20 protein-coding genes and 2 pseudogenes are annotated in these 20,820 nt (G+C 69.2%); 10 read left to right on the forward strand and 12 right to left on the reverse strand.

Annotation, left to right across the window (positions count from 1 at the left end; translation table 11 throughout):
• The first annotated feature begins 15 nt into the window (after positions 1-15).
• On the forward strand, positions 16-645 hold the full coding sequence (locus JHY01_RS03150; protein ID WP_205324152.1) for a GNAT family N-acetyltransferase: 630 nt from the start codon (positions 16-18) through the stop codon (positions 643-645).
• Between the two features lie 173 nt (positions 646-818).
• Here the strand turns inward: JHY01_RS03150 and map are convergent, their stop codons facing one another.
• Entirely contained in the window at positions 819-1,586 is a 768-nt protein-coding gene (map, locus tag JHY01_RS03155; protein ID WP_205324153.1) for a type I methionyl aminopeptidase, read from the reverse strand.
• 179 nt (positions 1,587-1,765) lie between these two features.
• On the opposite strand from map, the gene JHY01_RS03160 reads away from it, so the two are divergent.
• From JHY01_RS03160 to JHY01_RS03170, 3 genes are read left to right on the forward strand one after another with little or no spacing between them, the layout of a single operon-like run.
• Positions 1,766-2,899: a 5-(carboxyamino)imidazole ribonucleotide synthase gene (locus JHY01_RS03160; RefSeq protein ID WP_205324154.1), complete on the forward strand. Its 1,134-nt coding sequence runs from the start codon at positions 1,766-1,768 to the stop codon at positions 2,897-2,899.
• Positions 2,899-3,411, forward strand: a complete 513-nt coding sequence (gene purE, locus JHY01_RS03165; RefSeq protein ID WP_205324155.1) for a 5-(carboxyamino)imidazole ribonucleotide mutase — start codon at positions 2,899-2,901, stop codon at positions 3,409-3,411. The genes JHY01_RS03160 and purE overlap by 1 nt, the downstream gene beginning before the upstream one ends.
• Before the next feature lie 50 nt (positions 3,412-3,461).
• The gene (locus JHY01_RS03170; RefSeq protein WP_205324156.1) at positions 3,462-3,851 is read left to right on the forward strand and encodes a RidA family protein; all 390 of its coding nucleotides are present in this window, start codon (positions 3,462-3,464) and stop codon (positions 3,849-3,851) included.
• A gap of 118 nt (positions 3,852-3,969) precedes the next feature.
• Here the strand turns inward: JHY01_RS03170 and JHY01_RS03175 are convergent, their stop codons facing one another.
• Together JHY01_RS03175 and JHY01_RS03180 are read right to left on the reverse strand one after the other, a co-directional pair.
• On the reverse strand, positions 3,970-4,410 hold the full coding sequence (locus tag JHY01_RS03175; RefSeq protein WP_205324157.1) for a nuclear transport factor 2 family protein: 441 nt from the start codon (positions 4,408-4,410) through the stop codon (positions 3,970-3,972).
• Positions 4,411-4,511: 101 nt separating this feature from the next.
• Positions 4,512-5,054, reverse strand: coding sequence for a carboxymuconolactone decarboxylase family protein (locus JHY01_RS03180; RefSeq protein WP_205324158.1), 543 nt, complete (start codon positions 5,052-5,054; stop codon positions 4,512-4,514).
• Positions 5,055-5,165: 111 nt separating this feature from the next.
• Here JHY01_RS03180 and JHY01_RS03185 point away from each other — a divergent pair, with 111 nt between their 5' ends.
• A complete protein-coding gene (locus JHY01_RS03185) occupies positions 5,166-5,702 on the forward strand; it encodes a CGNR zinc finger domain-containing protein (RefSeq protein ID WP_205324159.1) in 537 nt (178 codons plus the stop codon).
• A 97-nt stretch (positions 5,703-5,799) separates the two neighbouring features.
• Here the strand turns inward: JHY01_RS03185 and JHY01_RS27970 are convergent.
• Together JHY01_RS27970 and JHY01_RS03195 are read right to left on the reverse strand one after the other, a co-directional pair.
• Positions 5,800-6,150: pseudogene (locus JHY01_RS27970) on the reverse strand (2'-5' RNA ligase family protein); the annotation flags it as partial.
• 64 nt (positions 6,151-6,214) lie between these two features.
• Positions 6,215-7,369, reverse strand: a complete 1,155-nt coding sequence (locus JHY01_RS03195) for a class I SAM-dependent methyltransferase (protein WP_307814194.1) — start codon at positions 7,367-7,369, stop codon at positions 6,215-6,217.
• A 228-nt stretch (positions 7,370-7,597) separates the two neighbouring features.
• On the opposite strand from JHY01_RS03195, the gene groES reads away from it, so the two are divergent.
• Both groES and groL read left to right on the forward strand, forming a co-directional pair.
• Positions 7,598-7,897 (forward strand): co-chaperone GroES, encoded by a 300-nt coding sequence (gene groES / locus JHY01_RS26280; protein ID WP_091037834.1) that lies wholly within the window; start codon positions 7,598-7,600, stop codon positions 7,895-7,897.
• Between the two features lie 54 nt (positions 7,898-7,951).
• On the forward strand, positions 7,952-9,589 hold the full coding sequence (groL, locus tag JHY01_RS03205; protein ID WP_205324162.1) for a chaperonin GroEL: 1,638 nt from the start codon (positions 7,952-7,954) through the stop codon (positions 9,587-9,589).
• A gap of 295 nt (positions 9,590-9,884) precedes the next feature.
• On the opposite strand, the gene JHY01_RS03210 is transcribed toward groL, so the two are convergent.
• Positions 9,885-11,618, reverse strand: a complete 1,734-nt coding sequence (locus JHY01_RS03210) for an ABC-ATPase domain-containing protein (protein WP_275889657.1) — start codon at positions 11,616-11,618, stop codon at positions 9,885-9,887.
• A 191-nt stretch (positions 11,619-11,809) separates the two neighbouring features.
• Here JHY01_RS03210 and JHY01_RS27580 point away from each other — a divergent pair, with 191 nt between their 5' ends.
• Positions 11,810-12,430 (forward strand): response regulator transcription factor, encoded by a 621-nt coding sequence (locus JHY01_RS27580; protein WP_081912923.1) that lies wholly within the window; start codon positions 11,810-11,812, stop codon positions 12,428-12,430.
• A gap of 388 nt (positions 12,431-12,818) precedes the next feature.
• On the opposite strand, the gene JHY01_RS03220 is transcribed toward JHY01_RS27580, so the two are convergent.
• Positions 12,819-13,946: an amidase gene (locus JHY01_RS03220; RefSeq protein WP_205324164.1), complete on the reverse strand. Its 1,128-nt coding sequence runs from the start codon at positions 13,944-13,946 to the stop codon at positions 12,819-12,821.
• A 266-nt stretch (positions 13,947-14,212) separates the two neighbouring features.
• Here JHY01_RS03220 and JHY01_RS03225 point away from each other — a divergent pair, with 266 nt between their 5' ends.
• The gene (locus JHY01_RS03225) at positions 14,213-15,397 is read left to right on the forward strand and encodes a hypothetical protein (RefSeq protein WP_205324165.1); all 1,185 of its coding nucleotides are present in this window, start codon (positions 14,213-14,215) and stop codon (positions 15,395-15,397) included.
• Between the two features lie 70 nt (positions 15,398-15,467).
• Here the strand turns inward: JHY01_RS03225 and JHY01_RS03230 are convergent, their stop codons facing one another.
• Positions 15,468-15,872, reverse strand: coding sequence for a hypothetical protein (locus JHY01_RS03230; protein ID WP_205324166.1), 405 nt, complete (start codon positions 15,870-15,872; stop codon positions 15,468-15,470).
• A 98-nt stretch (positions 15,873-15,970) separates the two neighbouring features.
• On the opposite strand from JHY01_RS03230, the pseudogene JHY01_RS26290 reads away from it, so the two are divergent.
• Positions 15,971-16,444 (forward strand): annotated as a pseudogene (locus tag JHY01_RS26290) (AAA family ATPase).
• Between the two features lie 114 nt (positions 16,445-16,558).
• Here the strand turns inward: JHY01_RS26290 and JHY01_RS03245 are convergent.
• The 4 genes from JHY01_RS03245 to JHY01_RS03260 all read right to left on the reverse strand — a co-directional run bounded on the left by JHY01_RS03245 (position 16,559) and on the right by JHY01_RS03260 (position 20,470).
• Positions 16,559-17,203 carry a dihydrofolate reductase family protein gene (locus JHY01_RS03245; protein WP_205324169.1) on the reverse strand — a complete coding sequence of 215 codons (645 nt, stop codon included), beginning with the start codon at positions 17,201-17,203 and terminating at the stop codon, positions 16,559-16,561.
• A gap of 83 nt (positions 17,204-17,286) precedes the next feature.
• The gene (locus JHY01_RS03250) at positions 17,287-17,811 is read right to left on the reverse strand and encodes a GNAT family N-acetyltransferase (RefSeq protein ID WP_205324170.1); all 525 of its coding nucleotides are present in this window, start codon (positions 17,809-17,811) and stop codon (positions 17,287-17,289) included.
• A gap of 98 nt (positions 17,812-17,909) precedes the next feature.
• Positions 17,910-18,269, reverse strand: a complete 360-nt coding sequence (locus JHY01_RS03255) for a hypothetical protein (protein ID WP_205324171.1) — start codon at positions 18,267-18,269, stop codon at positions 17,910-17,912.
• 386 nt (positions 18,270-18,655) lie between these two features.
• Positions 18,656-20,470 (reverse strand): HNH endonuclease signature motif containing protein, encoded by a 1,815-nt coding sequence (locus JHY01_RS03260; protein WP_205324172.1) that lies wholly within the window; start codon positions 20,468-20,470, stop codon positions 18,656-18,658.
• Positions 20,471-20,820: the final 350 nt, after the last annotated feature.

Below are 20,820 nucleotides of genomic sequence, written 5' to 3' on the forward strand. Positions count from 1 at the left end.
GCAGTTGGACAACGAATGACCCTCTCCAACCCCGGTTGGCCCGTGCACTTGAACCACGGCGACGTGAGCGTCCGCCCCTTCCGCCGCTCCGACGCCGCCCGCTGGTCGGAACTGCGCCGCGCCAACGAGGCCTGGCTCGCCCCTTGGGAACCAGGCACCGGCACCACCTGGCACGAAGCCCACTCGCCCGCGGCGTTCCGCGCCATGCTCCGCGGCCTCAAACGCTCCATCAAGGACGGCACGAGCTGGCCCCTCGCCGTCTGCTGGCAAGGCCGGCTCGCGGGCGGCCTCACCGTCGGCAACATCGTTCGCCGCGCCTTCGGCTCCGCGTACGCGGGCTACTGGATCGACCGCGGCCACGCCGGGAAGGGCATCACCGCGACGGCGCTGGCGCTCGTGATCGACCACGCGCTCACGGTCGGCCGCCTGCACCGCATCGAGGTGAACATCCGGCCCGAGAACGGCCCGTCGAACCGGGTCGCCGAGAAGCTCGGCCTGCGCCGCGAGGGCCTGCACAAGCGCTACCTCTACATCGACGGCGACTGGCGCGACCACTACGGGTACGCCGTCACCGCCGAGGAGATCGCCACCGAGCGCATGATCGACCGCATGGCCCGCCTCGCCCGGACCGACGCCGAACATTGAAGGTTCCCCCGGCAGCGTGACGGCGCCGGAGGCGCCAGGTCCGCGAAACGGCGCCGAAGTCGACCCGCTCACCGCCGATCACCTCGGCCCGAAACGGAGATGGCCGGGCGGTGTGGTTCGGGTTCATCGGCGGGCCTGCCGACTCCCTCGGCCCCGCGCAGCCTGGTGAACCTTCAGTTCCGCGCCGTCAGGACGATCGGCCCGTCCTCGGTGATCGCGACCGTGTGCTCCATGTGCGCGCCGCGGGAACCGTCGGCGCTGCGCAGCGTCCAGCCGTCCGGGTCGTAGACGATCTCGTCGGTGGTCTGCAGGAACCACGGCTCGATCGCGATGACCAGGCCCGGCTTCAACTTCATGCCCCGGCCCGGGCGCCCGTCGTTCGGGACGTGCGGGTCGCCGTGCATCGTCCGGCCCACGCCGTGCCCGCCGAACTGCGTGTTCACACTGAGGCCGTCGCCGCGCGCCACCGTGGCGATCGCGTGCCCGATGTCGCCCAGTTTGTTCCCGGCCCGCGCCGCGCCGATGCCCGCCTCGAGCGCCCGCGCCGTCGTGTCGATCAGGTGCAGGTCATGCTCGCTCGCGTTCCCGACCACGATCGACAGCGCCGAGTCCGCGACCCAGCCGTCCACTTCCGCCGCGAAGTCGAAGCTCACGAGGTCGCCGTCCTTGATCTTGTAGTCGAACGGCAGGCCGTGCAGCACCGCGTCGTTCACCGAGGTGCACAGCACCTTCCCGAACGGGCTCCCGCCGAACGACGGGTGGTAGTCCACATAGCAGGAGACCGCGCCGGCCTCCTTGATGCGCCGCGCGACCAGGTCGTCGAGCTCGAGCAGGTTCATGCCGACCTCGGCGGTCCGCTCCAGCTCGGAGAGGATCCCGGCCACGAAACGACCGGCCGGACGCATCGCCTCGATCTCGGCGGGGGAGTAGTACTCGATCATGGCGGCCCTTCGGAACTCGGCTCAGCGGTGTCCCCTCCATCATCACCGCTTCCGCCCGCCGCCGCCGCGAGCCCCCGCAAACTGCGACCGCCGAGACATCCCATCATCCTGTAAGGGCCCAGGTCACGCCGCGTCCCGAACGCCGAGCCCGAGGTCGGGGCCCGGGTTAGGCTCTGGCCGTGGACGCCGCGACGCAACTTCCGACGGTGGGCATGATCGGCGCCGGTCAGCTCGCCCGCATGACCCACCAGGCCGCCATCGCCCTCGGCCAGAGCCTCAGAGTCCTCGCGGGCGACCCCGCCGAGAGCGCCGCGGTCGTCACCCCGGCGACCACGCTCGGCGACTACCGGAACATCGACGACCTCCGCGCCTTCGCCAAGGGCTGCACCGTGCTCACCTTCGACCACGAGCACGTGCCCCAGGACGCCCTGCGCGCCCTCGTCGACGAAGGCGTCGAAGTCCAGCCCCGCCCCGAGGCCCTGCTGTACGCCCAGGACAAGCAGGCCATGCGCACCCGCCTCGCCGAGCTCGGCCTGCCCCAGCCCCGCTGGGCACCGGTCGACTCGATCTCCGACGTCGAGGCCTTCGGCCTCCCCTGCGTCCTCAAAGCCGCCACCGGCGGCTACGACGGCAAGGGCGTGTGGATGATCGACACGCCCGCCGACGCGCAGGCCGTGCTCGCCTCCGGCATCCGCCTCATCGCCGAAGAGCGCATGGCGCTCCAGCGCGAACTCGCGATCCAGATCGCCCGCTCCCCGCGTGGCGAGACCGCCGTCTACCCGGTCGTCGAGACCGTCCAGACCGGCGGCATCTGCACCGAGGTCATCGCCCCCGCACCGCGCCTGAGCGACGACACCGCCGCCGAAGCCCGCCGCATCGTCGAGACCATCGCGAGCGAACTCGGCGTCTGCGGCATGCTCGCCGTCGAACTCTTCCAGACCTCCAAGGGCCTGTTCGTCAACGAGCTCGCCATGCGCGCTCACAACTCCGGCCACTGGACCATCGAGGGCGCCCGCACCAGCCAGTTCGAGCAGCACCTCCGCGCCGTCCTCGACTACCCCCTCGGCTCCACCGAGACCGCCGCGCCCTACACCGTGATGGCCAACGTCCTCGGCGGCGCCCCCGGCGGCCCGCGTCTCGACGAACGCCTCCAGCACCTCCTCGCCGACGATCCCGGCGCGCACGTCCACCTCTACGGCAAGGCCGTGCGCCCCGGCCGCAAGATCGGCCACGTCACCGTCTGCGGCGACGACCCCGACGTACTGCGGCGCCGCGCCCTGCGGGCCGCCGAACGGCTCCAGGAAGGCGAGTAATGGCAGAGCAGAAACCCCGGGTCGGCGTCATCATGGGCTCCGACTCGGACTGGCCCACAATGGAACCGGCCACCGAGGTCCTCAAGGAGTTCGGCGTCCCCTACGAGGTCCGCGTCGTCTCGGCCCACCGCACCCCCCACGGCATGCTCAGCTACGCCGACTCCGCCGCCTCCCGCGGCCTCCAGGTCATCATCGCCGGCGCCGGCGGCGCCGCCCACCTCCCCGGCATGGTCGCCTCCGCGACCCCGCTGCCGGTCATCGGCGTGCCCGTCCCGCTCAAATACCTCGACGGCATGGACTCCCTCATGTCGATCGTCCAGATGCCCGCGGGCATCCCCGTCGCCACCGTCTCGATCGCCGGAGCCAAGAACGCCGGGCTCCTCGCCCTCCGCATCCTCGGCGCGAGCGACGAGCCGCTGCGCGACAAGCTCTCCAACTACCAGGTCGACCTCGAACGCATGGTCACCGAGAAGGACTCCAACCTGCGCTACCGGCTCGCCCACCCCGAGTGACCCTGCGAAAACCGGTTCCTGCGCAACGGCAACGGCCATAGACTCGCGGTGTGTCTGACACTGAGCTGCACCCCACCGGGGGATACGAGCATGTGACCGTGGTCGAGGCCGGGCGGCTGGCGATGCTCGCCGGGCAATGCCCCGTCGACGCCGACCAGCAGGTGGTCGGCATCGGGGACCTCGACGCCCAGATCGACAAGACCGCCGCAAACAGCCTCGCCGCACTCGCCTCGGTCGGGGCGGCGCCCGACGACGTGGTCCGCTCCGTCGTCTACGTCGTGAGCGCCGACAGCGCGGTCATCGGCGCCGCCTGGCACCGGTTCTCCGAGCAGACCGACCTCGGGCCCGCCTTCAAGGCCGCGAGCACCGTCATCGGCGTCACCGCCCTCGGCTACCCGGGCCAACTCGTCGAAGTCGACCTCACCGCACGCCTTCCCTGACCGCGTCCACCCAAGACGCAGCGAAGGCCGGGAACCGCTCGTGGCGGTGCCCGGCCTTTCTCTCGTGCCGGTGCCCGCTCGCGGCGGTGCCCGACCTCGTCTTCGGATCCTTCGCGGCTCAACGCTCGCTGTCGGGGCGGCGGCCGAAGATCTTCCGGTCCGACTCCTCGATCTTCACGTCGTTGATGCTCGCCTCGCGGCGGCGCATCAGGCCCTCGGCCGTGAACTCCCACATCTCGTTGCCGTGGCTGCGCCACCACTGGCCCTCGTCGTCGTGCCACTCGTACTGGAACGTCACCGCGATGCGGTCGTCAGTGAACGCCCACAACTGCTTCCGCAGTGCGTACTCGTGCTCCCGCTCCCACTTGCGGGCCAGGAAGCGCTTGATCTCCCCACGACCGGACAGGAACTCGGAACGGTTGCGCCACACCGAATCCGGTGTGTAAGCCAGGGACACTCGTTCAGGATCGCGGGTGTTCCAGCCGTCCTCTGCCGCCTGGACTTTCGCGGCGGCGGTCTCGGCCGTGAACGGCGGGAGCGGTGGTCGGGTCTCGGACATTTCGGTATTCCCTTCTGGACGGCGCCACGGGAGCGCGGTCGCGATTGCGGCCGTCCGGATCGACGGCCCGAGACGGCCCGGCGCCGGGTCGTCGCTCGTGCCTAGTGGTCGTGCCGGACGACCGGCCAGTCGATGTCGGTGTCGGCGGTCTTGTTGAAGTAGTTGGTGAACACCTGGAGCGCGACATTGGCGACCACTTCCGCGATCTCCTCGTCGGTGAGCCCGGCTTCGCGGGCGGCCTTCAGTTCGGTGTCGTCCACACCGCCCTTGCCGCGCAGCACGGCGGCGGCGAACGCGAGCGCGGCGGCGGTCTTCGGCTCGTCGGCCTCGCCGCGGCGGGCCTGGGCGATCGCCGTCTCGCCGAGTCCGGCGGTCTTGGCGGCCAGGTAGGTGTGGGCCGAGAGGCAGTAGTCGCAGCCGTTCTCCTGCGCCGAGAGCAGTGCGATGCGCTCGCGGAGCGGGGCGGGGAGCGCGCCGCCGGCGAGTTCGCCGGAGAGGCCGAGGTAGGCCTTGAGGACCGCGGGGCTGTTGGCCATCGCTTTGGCCATGTTCGGGGTGACGCCGAGCTGCTTCTGGACGCCGGTGAGGAGCGCGGCGGCTTCGCCGGTGGCGGTTTCGGCCTGGATCAGAGGGAGGCGTGACATGGTTGGTGCCCTTCGGGTTTAACCGTCTAACTTGATTTAGCCGGTTTAGTAGTGAGAACACTAGCGGCCCGTCCAACCACCTACAAGAGTTTTGGTGGTTACAATTGAGAGATGACCGTCACGCGCCCGCTCATGGGAGAACCCCTGCCGCTCGACCTGCTCGACACCGTCTGGATGGAGAACGGCTCCCTCCGCGATGTCTTCGACACCCCTGGGGCCCTGCAGGGATGGCTCGCCGAGCACGAGTTCCCCGTCGACGCACCCGAGAGGGAAGTGCGCGAACACCTCACCGAGGCCCGCGAGTCGATCCGCGCCTTCCTTCAGAAGCACGACGACGGCGAGGCCAGGCTCAACTCAGTCCTCGCACACGGCACGCGGAACCCGCGACTGGTCGACGGCCGCCCGGAAGTGGTGGACTCCGTCGACGACCCCGCGCACCTCCCGGGTTGGAATTGCGCCGTCGAGTTCCTGGACCTCCTCGAGCGCAAGCCGGACCGCATCCGCAAGTGCGCCAACCACGAATGCGTCCTCTGGTACCTCGACACCACCCGCAACGGCAGTCGCCGCTGGCACTCCATGGAGACCTGCGGAAACAGGGCAAAAGCCAAACGCTTCCATGACCGCCACGCCTCGGAGCCCCCCAAATGAGTTCTGAGACCGCCCGGAATCTCGACGATGTGGGCGCTGGCGGCGAACGCCGAGATCGGTGTGGGAAACCGGCAGCGATGCCATGCGCCCGCGCCCTGTCCCGTACCCGCATCGCGAGGGTGCAGTGCGGCAAGAGCGCGCCAGGGCGGTAGTACGGCAAGACGCTGTCTACCAGTGGCTCGGCCTTCTCCTGGACTGTTTGATGCAGCTCCAGAAGTCGGGGCGAGGGGACCACTCCGAGGAACATCGGAGACTCATCGGTCAGGAAGAACCCGAGTGACGCCGACGGCAGCGAAACTCCGACAGTCTCGGCGAGTATCGGCCGAACATGCTCGGCGACCTCGCCGACGTCCTCGCAATCGAACACCGACAACGTGACATGCGGGTGATAGTCGGCGTCAGGTGCACTCGCCAGCGACTGAATGCCCCCGCATCGAGCGCCGCCCAGATCTGACGGACCCGCCGGTCGGCATCATCGTCGAGGAACAGTTCGATCGCGTACAGCACGGCGCCTAGGCCTCCTGGCAGAGGATCGCGGCGTGGGCTTCTCCCAGCCGCGTCAGCACTAGGGTCGCCTCGTTGTCGCCCTTGAGCTTCAACTGCTTCCTCAGCGCGGCCGGGTCGATTCCCGTTCCCCTCTGCTTGATCGTGAGGCGGCCGATCCCGCGCTCCGCCAGCAAGGCCTTGAGCTTCTTGGGGTGCAGGGGCCAGACCTCCTCGATCTTCCAGACCCTCGCGAACGGGGTGTCGACAAGCCGATCGCTGTACAGGTAGGCGATGGCCTCATGCGCCGTGTGGGCTTCCAACGCTTCCGCCAACTCGGCGACCAAACCCGCACGGATCACCGCTCCGTCCGGCTCGTGCAGGTACTCGGCGACCTCGCCCACCTCGGCGAGCTCCTCGCCGCTGCCCGTCAGCTCGTGCCACTCGCCCGCCTTGCACAAGCTCGCCCTGCGCGGCACCTCTGCCGCCTCGCCCAACCACAGGCAGGCCTCCACGACGTCCCGGTCCACCGAGACCCATTCCGCCTCGGCGCCTTCCGGAATCCACTCGTGGCTGATGCCCGGCCCGAGTTTCAGCGCGGCGAACCCGGTCTTCGACATGTGCGTCAGAAGGTCGTTCAGCGGCGGCGAGTATGCGGCCGGGTTGAAGTTCCTTCCCGCTCCCGACCGCCTGGCCGGGTCCGCGAACGCCGCTTCCAGCAGCGGCGTCTTCAGCGCGTCGCCCACCGCGATCCCGACCGGCAATCCCATCGCCTCGGCGTTCGCCGTCGCGTACGCCGCCGTCTCCTCGCTCATGTCCACGGCCTCGACCCGCAGGCCCGCCTCCGCGAACGCCAGCGCCTCCGTGCCGAGCCCGCAGCACAGATCGGTCACCGCCTCCGCGTGACGGGCGAACCGCGCCGCCCTGCGCTCTGCCACGACCCACCGCGTGGCCTGCTCCAGGCCCGCCCGCGTGAAATAGAGCTCCGCCGCCCGTTCGCCGAACTTTCCCCGGGCCTTCTCCCGCAGCTCGGCCAGCGTGAGGGCCGCCGCCGCGAGGTCCGGTTCCACGCCGGCCTTCCGGAGGGTCAGGGGCGCCCGGTCGCCGTCGCGCCGTAGGGCGTCGGCGGCTTGCGTCTGGAGTTCGGGGCGGGCCCTGATGGCGGCGAGCAGGCTGGTGTCCACGTGCCTCATCGTATGACGTTCGAGACCCCGGGTTGACGCTCCCCACCTGGGCGAATTATCTTACGCCTTAGCACTCGCAGACCGAGATTGCTAAGCGCTATGATCGGCTTGGCACTCTCGCCTAGAGAGTGCCAACAGCCACGGGCCGGTGCCTCGGCACCCGCGACGACGAGACCCGAGCCGTCGTGGCGATATCCGTTTTTGAACACGCAGGTTTGGAGAAACCAAGTGAGCAAGGCTGCCATCAAGCCGCTGGGCGACCGCATCGTTGTTCAGGCGAACGAGGCCGAGACCACGACCGCCTCGGGCATCGTCATCCCCGACACCGCCAAGGAGAAGCCCCAGGAGGGCACCGTTCTGGCCGTGGGCCCGGGCGCCTTCGACGACAAGGGCAACCGCCTCCCGATCGACGTGAAGGTCGGCGACGTGGTCATCTACTCCAAGTACGGCGGCACCGAGGTCAAGTACAACGGCGAGGAGTACCTCGTCCTGTCCTCGCGCGACGTCCTCGCGGTCGTCGAGAACTAGCACGTCTCGGGCCCTTCAGCTGAAGGGCCCTTTCGTGTCTTAGGAAGGGAAACCATGCCGAAGATTCTCAACTTCGCCGAGGACGCGCGGCACAACCTGCTGCACGGCATCGACCAGCTCGCCGACACCGTCAAGGTCACGCTCGGCCCGAAGGGCCGCAACGTGGTCCTCCAGCGCTCCTTCGGCGCGCCGCTGATCACCAACGACGGCGTGACCATCGCCAAGGAGATCGAGCTCGCCGACCCGTACGCCAACCTCGGCGCGCAGCTGGTGAAGGAGGTCGCGACCAAGACGAACGACGTCGCGGGCGACGGCACCACCACCGCGACCGTGCTGGCCCAGAAGATGAGCCACGCGGGCATCAAGGCGGTCACGGCCGGGGGCAACCCGATCGCGATCCGCAAGGGCATCGAGGCCGCGGCGAACGCCGTGTCCGAGGAGCTGCTCCGCCAGGCCATCCAGATCTCCGACCACGAGAACATCGCGCAGGTCGCGGCGGTCTCGGCGCAGGACCCGGAGATCGGCGAGCTCATCGCGAAGGCGATGGACGCGGTCGGCGTCGAGGGCGTCATCTCGGTCGAGGACGGCTCCAGCCTGGAGACCGTGCTCGAGGTGACCGAGGGCATGCAGTTCGACAAGGGCTTCATCTCGCCGAACTTCATCACCGACCAGGACGCGCGCCAGACGGTCTTCGAGGACCCCTACATCCTCATCACCAACTCCAAGGTCGGCTCCATCGAGGAGCTGCTGCCGGTGCTGGAGCGGGTCGTCGAGACCTCGAAGCCGCTGCTGATCATCGCCGAGGACGTCGAGGGCCAGGCCCTCGCGACCTTGACGGTGAACGCCCTGCGCGGCACGCTGCGCGTGTGCGCCGTCAAGGCCCCGGCCTTCGGCGACCGCCGCAAGGCGATCCTGGGCGACATCGCGGCCCTCACGGGCGCCGAGGTCATCTCTTCTGAGGTGGGCCTCGAGCTCAAGCAGGCCGACCTGTCGCACCTGGGCCGGGCCCGCCGCGTCACCGTCTCCAAGGACGCCACCACGATCGTGGACGGCGCCGGGGAGCGGGAGACCGTCGACGCCCGCATCGCGCAGATCAAGCAGCAGGCCTCCACGACCGAGTCGTCCTGGGACCGCGAGAAGCTCGAAGAGCGCCTCGCGAAGCTCTCGGGCGGCGTGGCCGTGATCCAGGTCGGCGCGGCCACCGAGGTCGAGCTGAAGGAGCGCAAGCACCGGATCGAGGACGCGGTCAACGCGACCAAGGCCGCGGTCGAGGAGGGCATCGTCGCCGGCGGCGGCGCGGCCCTGGTGCACGCGATCGCGATCCTCGAGAAGGTCGAGCTCGACGACCCGGAGGCCCGCGTGGGCCTCAGGATCGTCGCCGAGTCGCTCTCGGAGCCCCTGCGCCGCATCGCGATCAATGCCGGTGAGTCCGGCGACGTGATCGTGAACGCGGTCGAGGGCAAGGGCTGGCGCGAAGGCTGGAACGCCGCCACCGGCGAGTACGAGGACCTGGTCTCGGCCGGCATCCTCGACCCGGTGAAGGTCACCCGCAACGCGCTGGTCAACGCCGGTTCGATCGTCGGCATGCTGCTGACGACCGAGGTGACGATCGTGGACAAGCCCGAGGAAGAGGAAGAGCAGGCCGGTCACGGCCACTCGCACTCCCACGGCGGGCACAGCCACTCGCACTAGCGCCGGGCCGGTCTGACCGGCGACGGGAACGAACAGCAAGGCCGCCGACCTCGTCGGCGGCCTTGCTCCGTCTCCGGTCCCGGGTTTAACCGCAGGTCGGACGCGGGCTCGGAACCTCAAGTGTCAACATCCCGACAGTTAGTCGCACTACTGTCGGGAAACCGATAGAGTTCAAGTGCCTTCGCGGCCTTTGGGGATCGGAGCCGCGAAGGCGCTTTTCTACCCAGAAACCGATGGTTCGACCCTCGGTCCCGGCGCCCCCGACCCGCAGGCCCGATCCGCAAGGATCCCGGCCTCATTCGCTCTCGCGCACTCGCAGCTCCCGCATCCGGTTGAGGGTCGCCGCCACCTCGTACCGCCGCGGCACCGCCAGGTCGATCTCCCTGACCCGCAGCAGCTCCGCCTCGCCGCCGGCGTCCAACGCCTCGTCCAGTCGATCCAGGACCTCTTCGACCGTGGCCTCGCCGTCGATCCACCCCTGCCGCACGGCCGCTTCGATCGCCAGGCCGATCCCGGTGGTCATCGCGGGGTCGGTGATCTGCTCCACCGATCGAACATCCACATCGGACTCGCCGAAGCGCAGCCCGTCCGTACCGCCGGCCTTGATCTTCTGCTTCCCTCGCGACGCCGACGACACCGACCGCGGGTCGATCACACGCGCCCGCGGCATCCGGAACCCCTCGGCCTCGACCCGCCGCCCGGTCGGCTCGGCCGCCAAGGCCTTCGCCCGCTCCGTCACGTCCTCGGGCCGGTACGCGTCCATCAAGATCACCCGATCGGCGACGTCCATGTAGTCGCCCGAGCCGCCCATCACGAGGATCGTCGCCACCCCGTGCTCGTCGGCCATCGACCGCACCAGGTCCACCAGCGGCGTCAGCGGCTCGCGGTCCTTCGCCACCAGCTCCTGCATTCGCGCGTCGCGGATCATCAGGTTCGTCGCTGCCGTGTCCTCGTCGATCAGCAGCACCTTCGCCCCCGCCTCAAGGGCTTCGACGATGCCCGCGGCCTGCGAGGTCGAACCCGACGCGTTCTCGGTCGTGAAATGCCGGGTGTCGTCACCGCTCGGCAGGTGGTCGACGAACGCGTGCACGTCGACGCCCGTCACCGCGCGCCCGTCCTCGGCCCGGATCTTCACCGCCGACCGGTCCGCGACCACCAGGTCCCGCCCGTCCCCGGGCACGTGGTCCCACACCCCGGACTCCAAGGCCCGCAGCAGGGTCGACTTCCCGTGGAACCCGCCGCCGACGACCAGGGTCACGCCCGGCCCGATCCCCATGCCCCGCACCGTCCCCGCATGCGGCAGCTCGAACTCGACCGCCATCGACGCCGGGCTCGCGAACGGCACGCCCGACTCCATCGGCCGATCGTCCACACCCGAACGCCGCGCGAGCATCGCCCCGTCCGCCACGAACGCGACCAGTCCCGCCGCCGCCACGGCCTCCCTGAGCGCCTGCACGTCGTCGGCGTGGCGCGTCCACACCAGCACGTCCTCCTCGCTCACCGAGAGCGCCTCGTCGGCCGCGTCGGGCAGGACCTCGCACAGCAGCCGCGCGGCCTGCCGCCCTGCGATCCGCCGCCCGTGCCCGGGGAACTGCGCCCCGAGCCGGAACACCACCGACCCGTCCGCCCCGACGGTGCACGAGGCCCGCCGCAGGATCTCCTGCCCGCCCCCGTCGATCCGCAGGTCTCTCGTGGGACACGCCTTCCGGAACCGCTTGGCGAGCAGCACCGCCAGCGCCCGCCGCCGCTCCTCCGTCGCGTACCAGTCCGCGACCAGGTCAGCGGCCTCCGCGTCGAACTCGAGCGCCACGCGGCTCGGCGGCGCGTACGGGTCCGACTGGACCCGCAGAATGTCCAGAATCGCCGGGCCTGCCCACCATTTGCCACGCAAGGATTTATATCGGCCGTAACTCGTACCTTCCAGGGCCGTTAGTTCGTTAGACAAGTCATGGCGAGGTGGATGTGAACGATGGTCACCAATATCGCGGGACTCGGCTTGATACGGTCGTCCGCCTCTTCGCTGTGTCATGCCCCCAGTTTCCCATCCGGGTCGAGGAACTCGCGTCAAGCGAACCGGAACACCATGCGTATGCGCCCCGGCCCCGAAACCTCGCAAAGTCACTCGAAAAATTCGCGCGAACTCGCGTCATGGCGGCGGACCGCCTGCGTGCTGGTAACAGAGAGCCACGCACGGCCTACCGCAGCGAAAGGTAGAACAAAGTGAGAACCGTACTGGTCTGTGTTAAGACTCCTCAAGCCGGACAGAAGATCTCGGCCTGCGCGACCCGCATGGGCTTGGCGCAGGCGGTCAAGTCGGTTGAGGGCTCGCCCGAGCTCTTCCTCGAACTCGGACGCCGCCAGGTGGACGTGGTCCTGGTCGACGTGGCCCTGGCCGCGCCGGACCCGGTCAAGTTCGTGAAGACCGTCCGTGCCCGCTCGCCCCGGACAGGAGTCCTCCTGTCCGGAGCGGCCGATCCGCGCACGGCGGCCATGGTGGTCGCCGCGGGCGCCCGGGGTGTCATCCGCACCCCGTCCAACAACTCCGACGACCTGCTGGTCGCGCTGGCGCAGGCGATCATGTTCGCCTCGCCGACGCTCCAGCGCGTCACCGAGACCGTGCCGCGGCAGCGCTCGACGCTGCAGGGCATGAAGCTCACGGAACGCGAACTGCAGGTCCTGCGGGGCATGAGCGAAGGGAAGTCCAACGCGGAGATCGGGCGCGACCTGTTCGTCTCCGAAGACACCGTCAAGACCCACGCGCGGCGCATGTTCCGCAAGCTCGGCGCCCGCGACCGAGCCCACGCGGTGGCCGAGGCCTTCCGTTCGGGCCTCGTCTGCTGACCATCCACTGACGACGCACGCGTCCCGACTGGCAGGAGAGGACGCGCCCGTCCCCCGGAGAGACATGCGCGCGAGGCGACGGCGGTGACCGGCAGGGTTACGCACCGGAGTTCGCCTACCGGCGCGGCAAAGCGAGCGAGAGCAGCGCACGCTCGACAAGCACGGCGACAAGCATCGAACGGTGACCAGTGGGGACCGAGGAATCCGCGGGGCGAGGGGCCCCGCGGCACGGCCCGGTCCATGAGGTTCACCAAGCTGCGCGACGGGGCCGGAGGCGCCGGTTCCGCGAAACGGCGCCAAGGGCTTCCTTCGGGCCGCGTTCCGTCCTCGGGTCCGTGCGCGCCTGCCGACTCCGCCGGCGCCACCCAGCCTGGGGAACCTTTCCTCCTCAGGCCAGTTCGAGCAGCCGCTCGTCGCCGCCCGGTGCGGCCACGAGCTGGAGGCCGACCGGCAGACCGTCGACCGTGCCCGCCGGCACGGCCAGACCCGGCGCGCCCGAGAGTCCCGCGATGCACGTCAACCGCACGATCGCCTCGCGGTCGGGCGAACCGCCGATCATGAACGCCGGTCCCGGCGCCGCCGGGATCGCCAGCGCCGTGCCCTCCGGCAGCCGGTCGCGTACGAGGGCCGCCACACCGCTGCGGACCCGCTGCGCCGCAGCCACCTCCGCGCGGTCCAGCTTCGCCGCGTTGGCGAACCGCGCCGCCACGCCCGGCCCGAACACCGGGTCGTTCGCCTCGATCCACGCGCCGTGCGTCTGCCACGCCTCCCACGCCTGCAAGGTCGCATAAGCGACCCGGGCGGTCTCCAGGGGCGCCGCGTCCCCGCTCTCCGGGAACAGCGGCTCACGGTCGATCGTCAGCCCCAGCGACTCGACCTTCGGCATCACGGCCGCCCGCGTCGCCTCCGGGATCTCGCCCCAGACGTCCTGCGGCGCCAGCAGCCTCGTGATCGGCCCGGCTTCCCCGGTGCCCTCCAACAGCACGCCCATCGCCAGCCGCAGCGTCGCCGCCTCCCGCGTGAGCACCCCGGCTGTGTCGAACGACGGCGCCAGCGGCACCACGCCCTCCAGGCTCACCCGTCCGTGCGTCGGCCGCAGCCCGAACAGGCCGCAGTAGGATGCCGGGACGCGGATCGAACCGCCCGTGTCCGTCCCCAGCCCGATGTCCGCCCGCCCCAACGCGACCGCCGAAGCCGACCCCGACGACGACCCGCCCGGCACCCGCCCCGGCGCGGCCGGGTTCTCGGGGGTCCCGTAGTGCGCGTTGGTGCCGTTGAGGCTCCACGCCAGCTCGTCCGTGATCGTCTTCCCGACGACCTTCGCGCCCGCGTTGCGCAACAACGCGACCGCCGCCGCGTCCTCGGTCGGCACCTCGTGCGTCTCGAGCCAGCGCGGGTTCCCCGCGCCCGTCGGCACGCCCGCGAGGTCGAACAGGTCCTTCACCGCCAGCCGCAGACCCGCAAGGGGCCCTTCGCGTCCGGCGTCCTCGATGGTCCTGATGAACGGATCGGTCAAGGTTCAGCTCCTTCGGAAGTGCGCAGTGGACCTTGACGAGCAAGTCCTCGTCGAGCCCGGTCGTGATCCAGTGTTCCCCAGTCTCGGCGAACGGCCCGCCGAGGGACGTCGCGAGTCGGCGTGTCGGAGTGCAGTGATCCGCGCGGGAGCCCCCGCCTACTCGTGATCATCGTCCACACGACGGGGCCGTGACGGGACCGGGACGGACACATGACCGTTCGCCGCAAGCTCTTGGTCGAGGACCACCCCTTCGATCAGGAGCGCCCATGGAAGCGAACGGCCCGCACCGCGACGACGACAACGCCCGCAAGTCCCCGAAGCACGACAAGAAGACCCGTCCCACTGGCCGGTCCGCCGAGGACGAGAACGGCACGGCAGGCATCGGACTGACCTTCGGTGTCGGCGCACCCCAAGCGGCCGACCCGAACGGGGACGGCCCCCACGTCAACATTCCCTCCGGCGAGGCCGCCAGTCTCGGCCTCGACCCCGACCGCGGCGTCTCCGGCAACATCCCGCTCGCCGACGCGCAGATCCCGGTCCCGGCCGGCGACCAGGTCGTCCCGGTGAAAGCCGTGCTCGGCCTGACGCTGAAAGGCTGGGCCGCGATCGGCGGCCTCATCCTCGCCGGCGCCGTCGGCCTCAGCGTCGCGAACGCCGAAGACGGCACCGAACCGGGCTCGTTCCCCGACACCGCAACCGAATCGAGCGGCCTCGGCACCGAAGGATCCGATCCCTGGGGCGGTGACGAGGCGGCCGAGTACGTCGAGCCGGATCCGGTGGCGGAAGCCGGGATCGGCGACTGCTACTACGTCTCCGGCGACCTCTCCGACGTGGAGGTCGACATCGAATCGACCTACTGCGGCGCCGGAGCGTTCGAAGTGATCGACATCGTCGAGGGCACCAACGACCTCGGCGCGTGCGACGGCGAAGAGGACTCCGACCAGTCGGTCACCTCCACGGTCACCGCCCGAGTCCTGTGCATGGCCTACATCGCCATCGACGGCGACACCGCCTACCGCGCCCAACCCGGCGAATGCGTATACGGGCCCAACGACTACAGCTCGGCCTGGACCATCACCGACTGCGACACCGGCGCATTCCGCGTGCTCGAACGATATGAGGGCCGATCGGACACGGACGCCTGCGCCAACGACGCCTACGGCGACCGCGCACGGACCTATGCGGCCGCGGACTCCTACTTCGATGTGACCCTGTGCCTCCAGATCGTCTACCCCGACGACATCGGCTACGCCGAGCAGTACACCTGCATGGTCCTGTACGAGGACGACACCTTCGCGTTCGCGGACAGCTGCGACACCGCGAACGTCCGTGTCGTGGGCCGCACCAGCGACTACGAGGCCTCGGGCTTCTGCGAGGGCTACGGCTGGTCCACCTGGCGCAACCCCGATTTCCCCGAGCACGGTTACACGGTCTGCTGGGAGTGGTACTGAGCCCGCGCCCGTCCCGAAACGGGTTACGCCGCCGTGCCAGGAGGCACGGCGGCGTGAATACATACGGCTCTCAGGCGTTCAGGGCCTCGGTGATCTTGCGGGTCATCTCGGCCATGCTCGGGCTCGGCGCGCCCTTGTGCGCCCGGTTGGCCGCTTCGACCGCGACAGTGACCGTGGCCCGGAAGTTCGCCGCCTCGCTCGCGTCCTGCGCCTCGAGCAGCCGCACCGATTCCGTCAGCGCGGGCAGCACCTGGTCGGCCAGGGCCGCAGCGGACTTCGCCTGCAGTTTGAAGTCGTTCTTCTTCGACGCCAGCACATGACCGACGACGCCGGTCGCGGAGGCGTAAGCCAGGCTCCCATCGGTCGCGACCTTGTGCGCCGACCCGGCGATCCCGGCGTACGACAAGAGCGTGACGGCGCCGAAAGCGGCGGTGCGGATGGTGGTCTGGTCCTGGGCGGTGAGGTCGACGTTCATGTCTTGCTCCGTTTTCGTTTCGGTCTTGCCTGCTGATGAGGCAACTATCGACCGCCCGCCTTGCACTGCCCTGACACCGACCTGACACCCTCACTGACATGAACGACCGACGGCCGAGACTGGTGCTCATGTGCGGTCTGCCAGGTGCGGGGAAGACGACGCTCGCCATGCGACTGGAGCGGGAGATACCCGCGATGCGGATGTGCCCCGATGAGCGCCTCGCGAATGAAGGCTTCAGTCGGTTCGACGAGGAAGCACGGGCCCGCATCGAGCGGCGCCAGTGAGAGGAGGCCCAGGATCTCCTCGTCGCAGGGGGCAGCGTGATCCTGGAGAACGGCTTCTGGGGCCGCGCGGAACGCGATGCGAAGCGCCTCCGCGCCCGCGAACTCGGAGCCGACGTCGAACTGCGCTACCTCGCAGTGCCAATGGCCGAGCTGGAGCGCCGCATCGCAGCCCGGAACCGGGAGCCGGAATCGGTCCCTTTGACTTCGGCGATGCTCCGCCAATGGCAGGGCTTGTTCGAGACCCCGACGCGGGCCGAACTCGACCTGTTCGACCCGCCGCTGCCCTAGTCCGGTTGCAGGAAACTGGAACTAGAGCGGCCGCTCGAAACTGCGCACAGTTGCCGTCCATGAGCGATGGCTGGAAGGGCGAGGAACCCGTCCGACTCACGTCCTGACGCAGGTTCACTTCCTCCAGAACAGGTGGTGCGTCACGCCGCTCGAGCTGGGGACGATCTCGAGGTTGAAGCGGTCGGTCAGGTCATCAGGCGACTCCCAGAGCCGCACACCGGAGCCGAGCTCGACCGGCGCAACGGCGACGTGCATCGTGTCGACCAGGTCGGCATCGAGGAATTCCCGGATCACGGTCGCCCCACCGCCCAGTCGAACGTCCTTGCCCTGCGCCGCCTGCTTCGCCGCTTCGAGGACCGACGCGGGGTCCCCGTGGGTGAAGTGGAACGTGGTGTCCGACAGCGTGAACGAGGGGCGCAGGTGGTGGGTCATGACGAACACCGGCGTGTGGAACGGCGGCTCCTCGCCCCACCAGCCCTGCCAGTCCAGGTTCTCCCAGGGGCCGCGGTGGGGGCTGAACTTGTTGGCGCCCATGATCTCCGCGCCGATGTTGTTCTTGAAGTCGCGGGTGAAGTAGTCGTCGAGGCCGCGGGTCCCGCCGGGGTCGGTGCGGTTGGGCCAGCTCGCCGTGGCGCCCGCCCAGGACATGAACGCCCCGGGATCGGCGTGGCCGAATGGCCGCTCGAGGCTCTGGCCCTCACCAGCGCCGAACCCGTCCAGCGAGACGACGAAGTTCTGGACTCTGAGGAGCTGACTCATGTGTTTGCCTTCCCTGGTGACCGTCGTTGATGTTATTGAGACTCCGTGCTCCCCGCAGACTCATCGCCGCAACGAAGCCGCTGTCACTGGAGAGCGAGTTCATATCGGCTGACCCGAATGGGTGGGCCGAGCAGGAGCCGCTGATCGGGGGCTGTCTTGACGAGCGCGTCGCCGCGATGGACGAAGCCGCGGCTCTCATAGTAGGTGCGCAGTCGGCTGTTCGATGCCACGCAGTCCAGGCGCAGGAAGCCAGCACCGTTCTTCTGCGCGGAATCGGCCGCCCAGTCGAGCATGAGGGCTCCGAGCCCTGCTGCCGTTCGGCGCGTTGCCAAGCGGCGCACGTACCCGGCCGACCTGTCGGCATCGGCCCATAGTGGGTCATCCCAGTCGAGTGTGAGAGTTCCCGCTGGCACGCCCTCGATCGTCGTCAGCCACGTCTCCCCGCGGGCGATCGCTCCCTGCACCCAGGCCGGATCAAACTGTGGAGACCACTGCGTGATGCGGCGCGCGTGGAGCCACGCCGCTGCCTCATCGAGCACCTCCAGCACCTCGGCGATGCGGTCGATTCGGACACGTTCGAAGATGATGTCAGCGCCGCTGTGTCCCATGGTCGAGGGTATTCCCGCAATGTTCGCAGCACCGTCAGCCGGCTGTCGAGCCGATTGCGCTTCGCCGTTTCCGACATTGGCTTTGCTCTGACGGTTGGTCAGAAGTCATCGAGGAGCGGGAGGGTCTCGGTGTAGTCGAGGCTTCGCCCGACCCATGTGGCGAGTGTGGTGTCGGAGGTCAACGCATGGGCGTCCAGACGGATCCATCCACCGAAACCGCGAGAGCTCATGGGTAGCGGCTTGGCGCCGGGTTCGGCCCCGAAGCCCGCGTGGTCGTCCTTCGCGATCCTGACCATGAGCCCGCCGTCGCCCTGCATGGTGACCGCTGTGCGCCCGTTGACGCTCCACTCGTACGTCACATTCGTCCAGGCGCCGTCGCCGTGTGCCCGCTCGGTGACGTTTGGGCGGGCGGCGATTACCTTGCGGATGCGGTGGGCCATCGTGGCGGCTTCGACCATGCACTCATTCTGACATCACTCGCTGGATCTGTACTGGCGGAACGACTCGGCTGAGTATCGACCTCGATATTTCTGAGTCTTTTGTGGTTTGAGTGGCGGCCGGGTGGGGAGGGCTTGGGTCCGTCGCCGTCTGACAGGTTCGATTCGAATCCGGTGCGAACGGGCAGCGACGACAAAGCGGGGGCGGAGCTTGGGCCCATCTCCGGTTCCCTGCCCGATCGAGTCGGGGTTCGGGCGGGCAGCGACTGGCAGGATGAGGGGGTCGGGTCCGTCTCCGACCTTCCGGTTCGGTGAGGGCGAGGTTCAGGCGGGCGGCGACGACAGGGTGGGGTGAGCTTCGGGTTCGTCTCCGGCCTCTCGGCCTGATCGGGTTGGGGTTCGGGCGATCAGCGATGGGTGGGTCCGTGCGGGTGCTGGGGTGTGTTGGGGTGGGTTTCCTGGTGTGGGCATGCCGAGGGCCCGAACCCTCGCTTGGGGGTTCGGGTGGCGCTGCGTGGTGTGGCGGCGCTTCCCCCCAGCAGTCGCCTGCTGGGGCAGGGTAAGAACGGCGGGTCGCCGTAGTCGTCGGTTGCTGCCCTTGCAGCTGTCGCTGTCGCTGTCGCTGTCGATGTCGGTGGTGGGGGTGCCTGGACTGCTTCCTCGGCCCCCGGGGGTTGGCTGATGCTGAACTTGGCTCGGCATTGCGCTTTCGAGTCTCGCATGGCTTTGACCGCCCGGTCCCGGTCGATGGCCTCGGCGATCCCGTCGAGGTCGGGCTTCAACGTTTCGGACCATTCGGTCCGGTAGAGCCCGGTGGGGAACACGTCCCAGTCCGAGCCTGCATGCTCGGCGTCCATGTCGGCATCGGTGCGCCAGTCGGAGCAGCCGCACCCGGCCGAGGCATCGGCGGGGCCGCTCTGACCGGTCCCGGCCGCTGCTGCGTGGCCGTCGTGGTGGGTGATGATCGCCTGGCCGGGGCCGGTCTTCTCCACACTCCACCCGGGGGTGTGGATGCGGCCGTGATGGAACCGGCACAGCAGGATCAGATTCTCCGCGACCGTCGGGCCGCCGTCGGCCCAATGGGTGATGTGGTGCGCCTCAGTCCACGCGATGGGCCGGTCACAACCGTGCCAAGCGCAACCCCCTGGCTGCTCGAGCTCGAGCTTCCGCCGCAGCGCCGCGTTCGGCAGACGCAGGGCCCGACCCAGCTCCACCGCTTCACCCTTGGCGTAGTTGAACACCGAGGGGATGACGACGCCTTCACAGGCCAGCAGCCGCGCCCGGGCGACGCTGATCGGCCGGCCTTCCAGGAGGGGGAGGCGCCCGGTGTCCTTGCCCTGCAACGTCTCGATGTCGACGGTCAGGTCGAGGGTCGCGGTGTGCCCGTGCCGGGTCGCCGCCTGCGGGGAGGACCCGTACCCGGCCAGGAGCTGGTGGAAGGCCTCGGCATGCCGGTTCGCCTGCGGCGGCAGCAGACCGCCGTCCTCAGGGTCGCCCTCATCCTGGCGGGGCGGCGGGCAGGCAGTCTGCAGATACTTGTCGAGCATCCGCCCGGTCGCATTCGAGAGGTGCCCTTCCAGCGCCCACATGCCATTGCCGCACTCGATCAACTCCAGGCGCTGCATCGACTGCTCGCCGAGCCCATCAAGCAGCTCAGTCTCTCCGGCGATCGCGGCCCACAGCCCCTCAAGGTGACGACGCAGGTCCTTGAAGGAAGCATGAGCGCAGTACTCGACCACCATCGCCTCCGGCGTCGCACAGAGGGTCTCGGGGTCGAAGGGGGAGACGACAGGGGCCGTGAAAGGAGTGCGGGCGAACAGACGCATCGCCGGAGTCTGGTCAAGCTGTCGGACAGCGTAGGCAACCTGGTCAATCCGGGCCCTCCCCGACACCGCCGCCGAAGCAAGAAGACGGAACTTCCCCGACAACCGCGCGATCGCGGCGATCGCGCTGGCGGTGTTGAAGGTGAAGTCGAACTGGGACAGGAGCAGGTCGCGGAGGGCGGAGAACCCGAACTCGGAGCGGTGCAGGTTCGCTTCTTTCATCGCGATCACCGAGGCGAGGACCGACGCGTGCTGGGCGTTGATGAGGGCGGCGGCCTCATCGAGGGTCGAGCGGATCGCCGCAGCCTGGGAGCGGCGGTCAGGGGAAGCGGAGAGGAGCGAAGCGGCGGGGAGAACCGGAGCGACCGGGCTGGTGGTGTGGCTGGTGCAGTGGCTCATGGTTCCTTCGCCTCCCTTCCGCTGTTCTCGAATGTCCTGCCAGTTTTCGGTTCCTTGTTCGTAGTTCAATGATGACAGAATGCCGTGCCGGTGTCATCACCCAACCGGGTGACTATTCCATGAGGGACACTCACGACACCCCGCTACTCCACCTGGGGCGCAAAGCAAACCAGGGGCCAAATGGGCCTCCGCCACCCCTCCCCCCGCGCTGCCGGGCAGCCGCACCGCACACCCCACCACCATGCGACCCTTTTGTCGCCGCCCGCCTGAACCTCAACCAAGACGGCGCGGAGTGCGCGCTACGAACTCGTCCGGTGGGTTCCGGCTGCGGCAAAAGGAGATTGGCGCGG

Origin of the sequence: Glycomyces sp. YM15, assembly GCF_016918015.1 — a bacterium.
Classification (GTDB): Bacteria; Actinomycetota; Actinomycetes; order Mycobacteriales; family Micromonosporaceae; genus Glycomyces.

Bases quoted from the DNA above. Each gene is read 5' to 3' on its own strand.
- JHY01_RS03150 (WP_205324152.1), top strand. From the start codon at position 16: ATGACCCTCTCCAACCCCGGTTGGCCCGTGCACTTGAACCACGGCGAC.
- JHY01_RS03225 (WP_205324165.1), top strand. From the start codon at position 14,213: ATGGAAGCGAACGGCCCGCACCGCGACGACGACAACGCCCGCAAGTCC.
- JHY01_RS03185 (WP_205324159.1), top strand. From the start codon at position 5,166: ATGACCGTCACGCGCCCGCTCATGGGAGAACCCCTGCCGCTCGACCTG.
- JHY01_RS03230 (WP_205324166.1), bottom strand. From the start codon at position 15,872: ATGAACGTCGACCTCACCGCCCAGGACCAGACCACCATCCGCACCGCC.
- map (WP_205324153.1), bottom strand. From the start codon at position 1,586: ATGATCGAGTACTACTCCCCCGCCGAGATCGAGGCGATGCGTCCGGCC.
- groL (WP_205324162.1), top strand. From the start codon at position 7,952: ATGCCGAAGATTCTCAACTTCGCCGAGGACGCGCGGCACAACCTGCTG.
- JHY01_RS03260 (WP_205324172.1), bottom strand. From the start codon at position 20,470: ATGAGCCACTGCACCAGCCACACCACCAGCCCGGTCGCTCCGGTTCTC.
- JHY01_RS03245 (WP_205324169.1), bottom strand. From the start codon at position 17,203: ATGAGTCAGCTCCTCAGAGTCCAGAACTTCGTCGTCTCGCTGGACGGG.
- JHY01_RS03210 (WP_275889657.1), bottom strand. From the start codon at position 11,618: ATGACACAGCGAAGAGGCGGACGACCGTATCAAGCCGAGTCCCGCGAT.
- JHY01_RS03180 (WP_205324158.1), bottom strand. From the start codon at position 5,054: ATGTCACGCCTCCCTCTGATCCAGGCCGAAACCGCCACCGGCGAAGCC.
- purE (WP_205324155.1), top strand. From the start codon at position 2,899: ATGGCAGAGCAGAAACCCCGGGTCGGCGTCATCATGGGCTCCGACTCG.
- JHY01_RS03255 (WP_205324171.1), bottom strand. From the start codon at position 18,269: ATGGTCGAAGCCGCCACGATGGCCCACCGCATCCGCAAGGTAATCGCC.
- JHY01_RS03175 (WP_205324157.1), bottom strand. From the start codon at position 4,410: ATGTCCGAGACCCGACCACCGCTCCCGCCGTTCACGGCCGAGACCGCC.
- JHY01_RS03250 (WP_205324170.1), bottom strand. From the start codon at position 17,811: ATGGGACACAGCGGCGCTGACATCATCTTCGAACGTGTCCGAATCGAC.